The 12446-nt window shown below is 62.4% G+C and carries 10 protein-coding genes; 9 read left to right on the top strand and 1 reads right to left on the bottom strand.

Annotation, left to right across the window (positions count from 1 at the left end):
• The first annotated feature begins 82 nt into the window (after positions 1 to 82).
• The 5 genes from H040_RS03045 (at position 83) to H040_RS03025 (ending at position 5684) form a co-directional block, all read left to right on the top strand.
• The gene (locus tag H040_RS03045; RefSeq protein WP_027920170.1) at positions 83 to 595 is read left to right on the top strand and encodes an RNA polymerase sigma factor; all 513 of its coding nucleotides are present in this window, start codon (positions 83 to 85) and stop codon (positions 593 to 595) included.
• 90 nt (positions 596 to 685) lie between these two features.
• Complete coding sequence (locus H040_RS03040) at positions 686 to 1648, top strand: FecR family protein (protein ID WP_027920171.1); 963 nt, start codon at positions 686 to 688, stop codon at positions 1646 to 1648.
• Positions 1649 to 1773: 125 nt separating this feature from the next.
• The gene (locus tag H040_RS03035; protein ID WP_027920172.1) at positions 1774 to 4359 is read left to right on the top strand and encodes a TonB-dependent receptor; all 2586 of its coding nucleotides are present in this window, start codon (positions 1774 to 1776) and stop codon (positions 4357 to 4359) included.
• A 264-nt stretch (positions 4360 to 4623) separates the two neighbouring features.
• Positions 4624 to 5217, top strand: a complete 594-nt coding sequence (locus H040_RS03030; RefSeq protein ID WP_027920173.1) for a biliverdin-producing heme oxygenase — start codon at positions 4624 to 4626, stop codon at positions 5215 to 5217.
• A 53-nt stretch (positions 5218 to 5270) separates the two neighbouring features.
• Complete coding sequence (locus H040_RS03025; protein WP_027920174.1) at positions 5271 to 5684, top strand: YbaN family protein; 414 nt, start codon at positions 5271 to 5273, stop codon at positions 5682 to 5684.
• On the opposite strand, the gene arcD (H040_RS03020) is transcribed toward H040_RS03025, so the two are convergent.
• On the bottom strand, positions 5664 to 7091 hold the full coding sequence (gene arcD / locus H040_RS03020) for an arginine-ornithine antiporter (protein ID WP_027920175.1): 1428 nt from the start codon (positions 7089 to 7091) through the stop codon (positions 5664 to 5666). The genes H040_RS03025 and arcD (H040_RS03020) overlap by 21 nt on opposite strands.
• Before the next feature lie 433 nt (positions 7092 to 7524).
• On the opposite strand from arcD (H040_RS03020), the gene arcD (H040_RS03015) reads away from it, so the two are divergent.
• The 4 genes from arcD (H040_RS03015) (at position 7525) to arcC (ending at position 12425) form a co-directional block, all read left to right on the top strand.
• Positions 7525 to 8952, top strand: coding sequence for an arginine-ornithine antiporter (gene arcD / locus H040_RS03015; RefSeq protein ID WP_027920176.1), 1428 nt, complete (start codon positions 7525 to 7527; stop codon positions 8950 to 8952).
• A 33-nt stretch (positions 8953 to 8985) separates the two neighbouring features.
• A complete protein-coding gene (arcA, locus tag H040_RS03010; protein WP_027920177.1) occupies positions 8986 to 10239 on the top strand; it encodes an arginine deiminase in 1254 nt (417 codons plus the stop codon).
• A 69-nt stretch (positions 10240 to 10308) separates the two neighbouring features.
• Positions 10309 to 11319 (top strand): ornithine carbamoyltransferase, encoded by a 1011-nt coding sequence (locus H040_RS03005; protein WP_027920178.1) that lies wholly within the window; start codon positions 10309 to 10311, stop codon positions 11317 to 11319.
• A gap of 176 nt (positions 11320 to 11495) precedes the next feature.
• A complete protein-coding gene (gene arcC, locus H040_RS02995; RefSeq protein ID WP_027920179.1) occupies positions 11496 to 12425 on the top strand; it encodes a carbamate kinase in 930 nt (309 codons plus the stop codon).
• The last annotated feature ends 21 nt before the right edge of the window (positions 12426 to 12446 follow it).

Genomic DNA, 12446 nt, shown 5'->3' with positions numbered 1-12446 from the left:
ACCTTTCCCTAACAATTCCAAGCTTGACCTGACGGCAAGATGATAAGCATTATCATTCAACTTTCGTCGGCTAGGTCCCCCCGTGAGTCAGTCCCGGTTCAACTCCGTCTTCCTCGTTCAGCGCCTTTCCCTGCTGCGCACCCTGCAACGCATGGTGGGCAACCCCAGCACGGCCGAGGACCTGTTGCAGGAAACCTACCTGCGGGTGTCCCGTGCCTTGGGCGAGCGGCCCATCGAACACCTCGAACCCTTCGTGTTCCAGACCGCCCGCAACCTCGCCCTGGATCACCTGCGTACACGCCGGGTGCAGGCGCGCATGCTGGTCGACGATGTACCCGACGAGGTGCTGCACAATGTCGCCTCCCCGCTCGGCAGCAGCGAGGACGCCGCCCACGCCGAACAACTGCTCAAGCACCTGAGCGTCAGCCTCAATCAGTTGACCGAGCGCCAGCAGCGCATTTTCATCCTCAGCCGACTGCACGGCGCCAGCTACCTGGAAATTGCCGAGCAACTGCAGGTCTCGGCCAGCACCGTACAGAAGGAACTGAAACTGATCATGGCGATCTGCATGGGCGTGGCCGACCGCCTCAAATGAGCCGACCGCCGGCGTGCCGAATGCGTCGTGGCCCTTGCCATGCTTTGCCCGAGCCTTGATCATTCGCAAAAATACCTGCAAGGACCCACTGTGACCGACAGCCCCGTCACTCGCCCGCCAGCCACCGGGCCCGACGCCCGCGCCCGTGCGCTGGACGAGGCGTTGGACTGGCTCGTGCGCCTGCAGTGCGCCAGCGAGGCAGACACCCTCGCCTTCGAGCAATGGCTCAGCGCATCCCCTGAAAACGCCGAGGCCTACGTTGAGGCCGAAGCCTTGTGGAACGGCACCCCGCTACGCCAGGCGGCCATGCACATGCACCAGCATCAGCGCCGCTCGCTGCGCGGCCGCCTGCGTGCGCACTGGAAGCCACTGGCTACCGCCGCCGTGCTGCTGGTCGGGCTGTTCACGTTCGGCAACCTGCCGGTGCGCCTGCAGGCAGACCACCTGACCGTGGTCGGTGAGCGCCAGCGCCTGGAGCTGGATGGCGGCGCCAAGATTCTGCTCAACACCAATTCCGCCTTCGCCAGCGACCTGCAGGGCGGCCGCCAGGTTGCGCGCCTGCTGCAAGGCGAGGCGTATTTCCAGGTACCCGGTGGCGCCCAGCTACCGCTGGAGGTGCAGGCCGGGCCAGTGCGCGCGCAGGTACGCGACACCGATTTCGCCGTACGCTACCTCAACGGCGAGGCACAGGTGCGCGTACAGCGAGGCGACGTCGACCTGCAGGGGGCCCGCGACCAACGCATTCGCCTCAGTGCCGGCGACAGCATCAGTGTTGGCCCACAGGGCTTTGGCCAGCGCCAGCGCCCGGACATGCACAAGGACCTGGCCTGGGTCGACGGCCGCCTGGTGTTCGAGAACTGCCCGTTGAGCCAGGTACTGGCGGAAGTACGGCGCTATTACCCCGGCTGGATCATCAACCGCAACGGCCGCCTCGACGACATGGCCGTGACCGGCAACTACCGCCTGGATCAGCCGCTGGAAACCCTGCGCGCCCTGGCCCACATCACCTCGGCGCAGCTGCACGAGTTCCCTGCCGTGGTGATCATCAACTGACCTGAAATTTTTTTTACGCGATCGCGCAACCCCGCCCGTCTCGTTATAGCCAATGCAACTGATTCTTGTTTGAAAACAAGAACGGTCATCACCTATAACAGTTCGCGCGTCTGGGAGCGCTTTCGATGTCCACAGGTCCAACTCGCTCGTCCACCCTTCCCCGCCGTACCGGTCAGCTGTCCCTGCTGACGCTGGCCCTGCTCGCCAGCGGTGCCTGCAGCCTACCGGCGCTGGCCGCCGAACCGGCCCAGGCCAGCAGCCCGCGCATGGGTGACTACCGCTTCAGCATTGCGCAACAGCCGCTGGTCGAGGCAATCAATGCCTTCAGCAAGGTTACCGGCTGGCAGGTCGGTTTCAGCGCCGAACTGGCCGACGGCGTGGCATCGCCTGGCGTGCAAGGTTCGCTGCCACCTGAAGCTGCGCTCAAGCGCCTGCTCCAGGGCACCGGCCTGGTCTTGCGCAAGATCAGCAACGGCAACGTGGTGCTCGAGCGCCAGTCGGCGGGTAATGCCATTGCCCTGCAGCAGATGACCGTCAGCGCCACCCGTAGCGCCCAGGACGTGAGCCAGGTACCGAGCACCGTGACCGTGCAGACCCGCGAGCAGCTGGACCGGCGGAACGTCAACAATATCCAGGAACTGGTCCGTTACGAACCGGGTGTGTCGGTGGGTGGCACCGGCCAGCGCAGTGGCCTGAACGGCTACAACATCCGCGGCATCGACGGCGAGCGCGTCCTTACCCAAGTCGATGGCGTGTCGATCCCCGACAGCTTCTTCTATGGCCCCTACGCCCAGACCCAGCGCAACTACGTCGACCCTGAAATCGTCAAACGCGTGGAAATCCTCCGCGGCCCGGCCTCGGTGCTGTACGGCAGCAACGCCATCGGCGGTGCGGTGAGCTACTTCACCCTGGACCCGGACGACATCATCAAGCCCGGCAAAGACGCCGGTGCGCGCCTGAAGACCGGCTACAGCTCGGCCGATGACAGCTGGCTGACCTCGGCTACCGTGGCGGGCCGCACGGGCGATTTCGACGGCCTGCTGCACTTGAGCCAGCGCAATGGCCATGAGACCGAATCCTACGGCAGCCACGGCGGCACGGGCCTTGCGCGCACCGAGGCCAACCCGGAAGACGTGCGGACCACCAACGTGCTGGCCAAACTGGGCTGGAACTACGCCGACGATGCTCGCCTGGGTTTAACCTACGAGCGCTACAAGGACGACCGCGACCAGGACATCCTCAGTGCTGTCGGCGGGCCGTTCACCAACGGCGCCGGCATGGGCATGTACAAAAGCCGCAATGGCAATGACACCATCACCCGCGAGCGTTTTGGCATCAACCACGAGTTCGGCCTTGATTCGCGGGTAGCCGACCACGTCAAGTGGAGCCTGAACTACCAGATCGCCAAGACCGACCAGCACACCGAGGAAGTCTACTTCCCGTTCAACCGCACCGTGCTGCGCACCCGCGATACCACTTACAAAGACCGCCAGTGGGTGTTCGACGCCCAGTTGGACAAGGCCTTCAGCATCGGCGCCACCGATCACCTGCTGACCTACGGCACTACCCTCAAGCACGAGAAGGTCACCGGTTCGCGCAGCGGCACCGGCACCTGCCTGACGGTCGGTGGCACCTGCCGCAGCATCGGCCAGGTCAGCACCAGCGATGCCCAGGCGCTGATCAGTGACTTCCCGGACCCGACCGTGAATACCTACAGCCTGTTCGTGCAGGATGAGATCCGCTGGAACAACTGGACCTTCATGCCCGGCGCCCGCTACGACTACACGCGCATGGAGCCGAAGTTCACCGAGGAGTTCCTGCGCGGCATCCAGGGTTCGGGTACCGCACCTAGCAGCCTCGACGACTCGGACAAGAAGTGGCACCGCGTTTCGCCCAAGTTCGGCCTGACCTACGCCTTCAATGACAACTACACCTGGTACGGCCAGTACGCCGAGGGCTTCCGCACGCCGACGGCCAAATCGATGTACGGGCGCTTTGACAACCCCACCCTGGGTTACAGCGTGCAGGGCAACCCCGGGCTCGAGCCGGAAAAGAGCAAGAGCTACGAAACCGGCCTGCGCGGCAACTTCGACGCCGGCAACTTCGACGTGGCGGTGTTCTATAACAAGTACCGCGACTTCATCGACGAAGATGCCGTGCAGTCGGCCAACCTGGAAACCACGTTCCAGGCCAACAACATCAAGCATGCCACCATCAAGGGCGCCGAGATCAAGGGCCGCCTGTACCTTGACCACTTCGGTGCACCGCAGGGCCTGTACACCCAGGGGTCGATCGCCTACGCCTATGGTCGCAATGACGACAACGGCCAGCCGCTGAACAGCGTCAACCCGCTGACCGGCGTGTTCGGCCTGGGTTACGAGCAGCCGAACTATGGCGGCCTGCTGAGCTGGACCCTGGTCAAGCGCAAGACCCGCGTCGACGACACCACCTTCTTCGCACCGGACGGCCAGAGCTCGCAGTTCCGCACACCTGGCTATGGTGTGCTGGACCTGAGCGGCTTCTACAAACTGACCGACGACGTCACCGTCAACGCCGGGCTGTACAACCTGACCGACAAGAAATACTGGCAGTGGGACTCGGTGCGCGGCTACGACGGCCAGGGTGAAGCTGGCGTGACCCAACCGGCCAACCTCGACCGCCTGACCATGCCGGGGCGCAACTTCGCCATCAATGTGGTGTGGGATATCTGATGTAGGGCTTGAGAGGTTTTGCGCCCATGAGATCGGGCGCCGCCCACGCGTCGCATCGCGGATAAATCCGCTCCTACAGTTGTTCCCTCACAGGCATGGCCACGTTGCAACAACTGTAGGAGCGGATTTATCCGCGATGCGACGCGTGGGCGGCGCTCGATCTCTATCGCGCTGCAAAAACATCAAAAAACCCTGTTTTTTTACTGTTCCCGCACCGCTGTTTCGTCTTGTCACTAGACGCCCTCATTTTCCAAGGACACCCCCATGACCGATCGCCCAGCCCTGCGCTCGCAACGCCTGAACCAGGTCACCCACGCTCCGCACAGCGAGCTCGATGCCCTGGTCAAATCCCACGCGCCATTCGACAGCCGCGAAAGTTTCGCCCGCTTCGTCGTCGCCCAGTACCTGTTTCAGGCCGAACTGCAGGCCCTGTACAACGACCCGCAACTGATCGCCATCGTCCCCGACCTGGCCGAGCGCTGCCGCGCCGCACAAGCCCGCCTGGACCTCGCCGACCTCGGCACTGAAGTACCGTCTGCCGTGCCTGGCGCGCTGCAGAACCCGAGCCTGGGTGAGGCAATGGGCTGGATCTTCGTCTCGGAAGGCTCCAAACTTGGCGCTGCGTTTCTGATCAAGCGTGCCGTGGCCCTGGAATTGTCAGACAGTTTCGGTGCCCGTCATCTCGGCGAGCCGGCCGGTGGCCGTGCCGAAGGCTGGAAGCAGTTCACCCGCATCCTCGATGGCCTGGCGCTGTCGCCCGAGGAAGACGCCGCCGCCGAGCGCGGAGCGGTTGCCGCCTTCGAGCGCTTCACTGAACTGCTCAAGCATGCCTACGCCGCGGATGCCGCGCTGGCCTGATACGCATCAACCGGCCACCTTTCCGGTGGCCGGACGTTTTTTGCAGTGAGACCATGACCCGACCCGCCCGCTCGAAACTGTCCCGCCTGCTGTATGGCATCCTGGCTTACGTAAGCCTGGGGATAGGCCTGGTCGCCATCGTCATCCCCGGCCTGCCGACCACCGAGTTCATCCTGCTGGCGGCCTGGGCCGCCACGCGCAGCTCACCGCGCCTGTCCGCCTGGCTGGAAAACCATCGCTTGTTCGGGCCGATCCTGTACAACTGGCGCAACGGCAAGGTGATCCAGCGCCGCGCCAAAGTCAGCGCCACCATCAGCATGTTGCTGTGCGCCGCCCTGATGCTGATTTTCCTCGAACACCACTGGCCAGTGTTCCTGGCGATTGCCGGCATGACCCTGGGCAACCTGTGGATCTGGTCGCGCCCTGAACAACCCTGCCCCGCTGCCTCACAGGCTCAGCAGCCCTGAATACAGCAGGTAGGCAGCCAGTGCCGCGCCAGCCAGCACTGCCGCGAAAATCAGCTTCTCCCAGGTGGTGAACAGCGTCTGCCCTTGTTCGTGCTTGGCCCGGGCGAACAGGATGACCCCGGGGGCGTAGAGCAAGGCCGACAGCAGCAAGTACTTGAGGCCACCTGCGTACAACAACCACACCGCATAGACCAGCGCCAGTACCGCCACCAGCAGGTCCTTGCGCCGCAACCCCGGCTGCCCTTGGTAACTCTCCCCGCGCCACGCCAGCAGCACCGCATAAGCCGCCGACCACAGGTACGGCACCAGAATCATCGACGATGCCAGGTAGATCAGGCTGGTATAGGTGCCTGCCGAAACCAGCGTGATCAGCAGGAAGCCCTGGATCATGCAGTTGGTCAGCCACAAGGCATTGGCCGGCACGTGGTTGGCGTTTTCCTTGGCCAGAAAGCGCGGCATGGTCTTGTCACGTGCCGTGGCGAAAAGAATCTCTGCACACAGCAGTGCCCATGACAGCAAGGCACCGAGCAGCGACACCGCCAGGCCGATGCTGATCAGCAAGGCGCCCCAAGGGCCGACGATATGCTCCAGCACCGAGGCCAGCGACGGGTTCTGCAACCCGGCCAGCTCCGGCTGGGTCATCACCCCCAACGACAGCACGTTGACCAGCACCAACAGTGCCAGTACGCCAAGAAAGCCGATCACCGTGGCCTTGCCCACGTCGGAACGGCGCTGCGCCCGCCCGGAGTACACACTGGCGCCCTCGATACCGATGAACACGAACACCGTGACCAGCATCATGTTGCGCACCTGGTCCAGCACATTGCCGAACTGCGGGTTGCTCAGGCCCCAGATATCGCGGGTGAAGATATCGGCGCGGAAGGCAAAAGCGGCGATGACGACGAAGATCAGCAGCGGCACCACCTTGGCAACAGTGGTCACCTGGTTGATGAACGCCGCTTCCTTGATGCCACGTAGTACCAGAAAGTGCACCGCCCACAGCAGCATCGAGGCGCAGCCGATGGCAATTGGCGTGTTGCCTTCGCCAAATACCGGGAAGTAGAAGCCGAGGGTACTGAACAGCAGCACGAAGTAGCCGACGTTGCCCAGCCACGCACTGATCCAGTAGCCCCAGGCCGAAGAGAAGCCCATATAGTCGCCGAAGCCGGCCTTGGCGTAGGCGTACACCCCCGAATCCAGTTCAGGCTTGCGGTTGGCCAGGGTCTGGAACACGAAGGCCAATGCCAGCATGCCCACTGCGGTGATCGCCCAACCGATCAGTACCGCGCCAACGTCCGCACGGGCGGCCATGTTCTGCGGCAGCGAGAAGATCCCACCACCAATCATCGAACCGACCACCAGCGCGATCAGTGCGCCCAGACGCAGCTTTTGTCCCGGTTCGCTCATGGGGCTCCCTTTTTTCCATGCTGTCATGCGTTTGAAACAGCCATGGGCGCCATAAAAATGCTGTTACTTATATGGCTAAACCCATTGAACCTATAGCATTAATAACCACATTGTCTATCGCCGTGCCTCTGTAAAAACTAGCAGCTGCCCAGCAACTAGAAAAGAATCTGATAAAACTCGAAATTCTTGTGAAAAATTTGCGAAAGCGGCAAAAGCGGCTAGTTTCAGACATCGCAGGCCAAACGGGGCGTTTGCTCTAGAAGGACATGGAGATGCCAGTGCACAGGGCCTGCAGCTGAGCAGTCGGCACTCTCCAGGAGTCGCGCGTAGGAAATTTCCTACCATCGCGTTGCCATGAACTGATCCAAGTCAGGTCATGGTTCAGGCGTCGGATTTAATCTGTCGTCAACTTTCTCCTGGCAGGAGTTGTTAAATGTCTGATTCATCCGGAAAACTAAAACTCGGCGCGTTAGTTGCACTCGTGGTCGGCTCGATGATTGGCGGCGGGATTTTCTCCCTGCCGCAAAACATGGCCGCCAGTGCCGGCGTTGGCGCGGTACTGATTGGCTGGGCGATCACGGCAGTGGGCATGCTGACCCTGGCCTTCGTGTTCCAGACCCTGGCCAACCGCAAGCCTGACCTGGATGGCGGTGTATACGCCTATGCCAAGGCCGGCTTCGGCGACTACATGGGCTTCTCCTCGGCCTGGGGCTACTGGATCAGCGCATGGCTGGGTAACGTCGGCTACTTCGTGCTGCTGTTCAGCACCCTCGGCTACTTCTTCCCGATCTTCGGCGAGGGCAACACCCCGGCAGCGATCATCGGTGCCTCGATTCTGCTCTGGGCGGTGCACTTCCTGGTGCTGCGTGGCATCAAGGAAGCGGCGTTCATCAACCTGGTCACCACCGTGGCCAAGGTCGTACCGCTGGTGCTGTTCGCACTGATCTGCCTGTTCGCCTTCAAGCTCGACATTTTCACCGCCGACATCTGGGCGGTGGGCACACCTGACCTGGGCAGCGTGATGAACCAGGTGCGCAACATGATGCTGGTCACCGTATGGGTGTTCATCGGTATCGAAGGCGCGAGCATCTTCTCGTCACGGGCGGAAAAACGCTCCGACGTAGGCAAGGCCACGGTCATCGGCTTCGTCACCGTGCTGCTGTTCCTGGTACTGGTCAACGTGCTGTCGCTGGGCATCATGACCCAACCGGAACTGGCCAAGCTGCAGAACCCGTCGATGGCTGCCGTGCTCGAGCACGTGGTCGGCCACTGGGGTGCGGTGCTGATCAGCGTCGGCCTGATCATCTCGCTGCTCGGCGCCCTGCTGTCGTGGGTGCTGCTGTGCGCCGAGATCATGTTCGCCGCCGCCAAGGACCACACCATGCCGGAGTTCCTGCGCCGCGAGAACGCCAACCAGGTGCCGGCCAACGCCCTGTGGCTGACCAACGCCATGGTGCAGATCTTCCTGGTCATCACCCTGTTCTCCAGCAGTACCTACCTGTCGCTGATCTACCTCGCCACCTCGATGATCCTGGTGCCCTACCTGTGGTCGGCGGCTTATGCCTTCCTGCTGGCACTGCGCAGCGAAACCTACGAACAGGCCCTGGCCGAGCGGAAGAAAGACCTGTTCATCGGTGCCATCGCGCTGATCTACGCCATCTGGCTGCTGTACGCCGGCGGCGTGAAATACCTGCTGCTCTCGGCCCTGCTCTATGCCCCTGGCGCGATCCTGTTCGCCAAGGCCAAGCGCGAAGTGGGCCAACCTATCTTCACCAACGTGGAAAAACTGATCTTCGCAGCCGTGGTCATTGGCGCCTTGGTAGCAGCCTTTGGCCTGTATGACGGCTTCCTGACCCTTTGACCCACGTCTTCGTTCAATTGGAGGAATGAAACCATGTCCGCTGAAAAACAGAAGTACGGTGTCCACTCCGAAGCCGGCAAACTGCGCAAAGTGATGGTTTGCTCTCCGGGCCTGGCGCACAAGCGCCTGACGCCGAGCAACTGTGACGAGCTGCTGTTCGACGATGTGATCTGGGTCGACCAGGCCAAGCGCGACCATTTCGACTTCGTCACCAAGATGCGCGAGCGCGGCGTGGATGTGCTGGAGATGCACAATCTGCTGACCGACATCGTGCAGGACAAGGAAGCACTCAAGTGGATCCTCGACCGCAAGATCACCGATGACACCGTCGGTGTCGGCCTGAACAACGAAGTGCGCAGCTGGCTCGAAGGCCTCGAACCACGCCACCTGGCCGAGTTCCTGATCGGTGGTGTGGCTGGCCAGGACCTGCCACAGAGCGAAGGCGCCGATGTGGTCAAGATGTACAACGACTACCTGGGCCACTCCAGCTTCATCCTGCCACCGCTGCCCAACACCCAGTTCACCCGCGACACTACTTGCTGGATCTACGGTGGCGTGACGCTGAACCCGATGTACTGGCCGGCGCGCCGTCAGGAAACCCTGCTGACCACCGCCATCTACAAGTTCCACAAAGAGTTCACCAACGCCGACTTCGAAGTCTGGTACGGCGACCCGGACAAGGAACACGGCCAGTCCACCCTCGAAGGCGGTGACGTGATGCCGATTGGCAAAGGCATCGTGCTGATCGGCATGGGCGAGCGCACCTCGCGCCAGGCCATTGGCCAGCTGGCACGCAACCTGTTCGCCAAGGGCGCAGCGAAGGAAGTCATCGTTGCCGGCCTGCCAAAATCCCGCGCTGCCATGCACCTGGACACTGTGTTCAGCTTCTGCGACCGCGACCTGGTCACGGTCTTCCCGGAAGTGGTCAACGAGATCGTGCCGTTCATCATCCGCCCGGACGAGAAAAAGCCTTACGGCATGGACGTACGCCGCATCAACAAGTCGTTCATCGAGGTGGTCGGCGAGCAACTGGGCGTCAAGCTGCGCGTGGTCGAAACCGGCGGCAACAGCTTCGCCGCCGAACGCGAGCAGTGGGATGACGGCAACAACGTGGTGGCCATCGAGCCAGGCGTGGTCATCGGCTACGACCGCAACACCTACACCAATACCCTGCTGCGCAAGGCCGGCGTCGAGGTCATCACCATCAGCGCCGGCGAACTGGGCCGGGGCCGGGGCGGCGGCCACTGCATGACCTGCCCGATCGTGCGCGACCCAATCGACTACTAACGACCATACACCCGGCCGCGCCCACAAAGCAGCGGCCGGGACCCTCACCGAATTCAAGGAGATACAGTCATGGCGTTCAACATTCACAACCGCAACCTGCTCAGCCTCGAACACCACACCACTCGCGAGCTGAAGTACCTGCTCGACCTGTCGCGCGACCTCAAGCGCGCCAAGTACACCGGCACCGAGCAGCAGCACCTGAAGGGCAACAACATCGCCCTGATCTTCGAAAAGACCTCGACCCGCACCCGCTGCGCCTTCGAAGTCGCCGCCTATGACCAGGGCGCCAACGTCACCTACATCGACCCCAACTCCTCGCAGATCGGCCACAAGGAGAGCATGAAGGACACCGCCCGCGTGCTCGGGCGCATGTACGACGCCATCGAGTACCGCGGCTTCAAGCAGGAAATCGTCGAAGAGCTGGCCAAGTTCGCCGGCGTGCCCGTGTTCAACGGCCTGACCGATGAATACCACCCGACGCAGATGATCGCCGACGTGCTGACCATGCGTGAGCACAGCGACAAGCCGCTGCACGATATCAGCTACGCCTACCTGGGCGACGCCCGCAACAACATGGGCAACTCGCTGCTGCTGATCGGCGCCAAGCTTGGCATGGACGTGCGCATCGCTGCGCCCAAGGCGCTGTGGCCACATGACGACCTGGTCGAGCGTTGCCACAAGTACGCCGAAGAAAGCGGTGCGCGCATCACCCTGACTGAAGACCCCAAGGCCGCGGTCAAAGGCGTCGACTTCATCCACACCGACGTCTGGGTCTCGATGGGCGAGCCGATCGAGGCCTGGGGTGAGCGCATCAAGCAGCTCAAGCCTTACCAGGTGAACAAGGAGCTGATGAAAGCCAGCGGCAACCCACGCACCAAGTTCATGCACTGCCTGCCGGCCTTCCACAACTCCGAAACCAAAGTCGGCAAGCAGATTGCCGAGCAGTATCCGGACCTGGCCAACGGCATCGAAGTGACCGATGACGTGTTCGAGTCGCCGGCGTGTATTGCCTTCGAGCAGGCGGAAAACCGCATGCACACCATCAAGGCGATCCTGGTTTCGACCCTGGCTGACCTGTAAGGCTGACTCGTCAGGCCGGGCAACCCGCCCCCCTGTGGGAGCGGGTTTACCCGCGAAAGCGTCAGCCCAGGTATTACCGCTGGGGCTGCTGACGCATTCGCGGGTGAACCCGCTCCCACAGGGGCGGTGTCCCGCCCCGAGCAGCGTTCATTTCTTTCGCTTAAAGGACATTCCCCATGCGTATCGTTGTTGCATTGGGCGGCAACGCCCTGCTGCGCCGTGGCGAGCCCATGACCGCTGACAACCAGCGCGCCAATATCCGCACGGCCACCGAACAGATCGCCAAGATTCATCCCGGCAACGAACTGGTCATCGCCCACGGCAACGGCCCGCAAGTTGGCCTGCTGGCCCTGCAAGGGCTGTCATACAAGCCCGACGAGGCTTACCCCCTGGACGTGCTCGGTGCCGAAACCGAAGGCATGATCGGTTACATGATCGAACAGGAACTGGGCAACCTGCTGGACTTCGAAGTGCCGTTCGCCACCCTGCTCACCCAGGTGGAAGTGGACGCCAACGACCCTGCCTTCAAGGACCCGAGCAAGTTCATCGGCCCGGTCTACAGCAAGGAAGAGGCCGAGCGCCTGGCCAAGGAAAAAGGCTGGGTGGTCAAGGCCGACGGCGACAAGTACCGGCGTGTGGTCGCCAGCCCGAAACCCAAGCGCATCTTTGAAATCCGCCCGATCACATGGCTGCTGGAAAAGAAAAGCATCGTCATCTGCGCCGGCGGTGGTGGCATCCCCACCATGTACGATGAAAACCGCAAACTCAAAGGCATCGAGGCGGTAATCGACAAGGACCTGTGCTCGGCGCTGCTGGCCGAACAGCTGAAAGCCGACCTTCTGGTAATCGCCACGGACGTCGATGGCGCCTACATTGACTGGGGCAAGCCAACGCAAAAAGCCATTGCCCAGGCCCACCCCGATGAGCTCGAACGCCTCGGCTTCGCGGCCGGCTCCATGGGGCCGAAGGTACAGGCGGCCTGCGACTTTGCCCGGCACACTGGCAAAGTGGCGGTGATCAGCTCGCTGGAGAACATCGAGGGCATTGTCAAAGGCATCGCCGGCACCCGCGTAAGTACCGAAAAGCCTGGTATCAGCTACCGTTGATTGCAGTGGGCGGGCTTACGG

Source organism: Pseudomonas sp. URMO17WK12:I7 (assembly GCF_003269045.1).
GTDB lineage: Bacteria > Pseudomonadota > Gammaproteobacteria > Pseudomonadales > Pseudomonadaceae > Aquipseudomonas > Aquipseudomonas putida_J.
This window is presented reverse-complemented; position numbering and strand designations above follow the sequence as displayed.

Bases quoted from the DNA above. Each gene is read 5' to 3' on its own strand.
- H040_RS03035 (WP_027920172.1), top strand. From the start codon at position 1,774: ATGTCCACAGGTCCAACTCGCTCGTCCACCCTTCCCCGCCGTACCGGT.
- H040_RS03030 (WP_027920173.1), top strand. From the start codon at position 4,624: ATGACCGATCGCCCAGCCCTGCGCTCGCAACGCCTGAACCAGGTCACC.
- H040_RS03025 (WP_027920174.1), top strand. From the start codon at position 5,271: ATGACCCGACCCGCCCGCTCGAAACTGTCCCGCCTGCTGTATGGCATC.
- arcD (WP_027920175.1), bottom strand. From the start codon at position 7,091: ATGAGCGAACCGGGACAAAAGCTGCGTCTGGGCGCACTGATCGCGCTG.
- arcD (WP_027920176.1), top strand. From the start codon at position 7,525: ATGTCTGATTCATCCGGAAAACTAAAACTCGGCGCGTTAGTTGCACTC.
- arcA (WP_027920177.1), top strand. From the start codon at position 8,986: ATGTCCGCTGAAAAACAGAAGTACGGTGTCCACTCCGAAGCCGGCAAA.
- H040_RS03005 (WP_027920178.1), top strand. From the start codon at position 10,309: ATGGCGTTCAACATTCACAACCGCAACCTGCTCAGCCTCGAACACCAC.
- arcC (WP_027920179.1), top strand. From the start codon at position 11,496: ATGCGTATCGTTGTTGCATTGGGCGGCAACGCCCTGCTGCGCCGTGGC.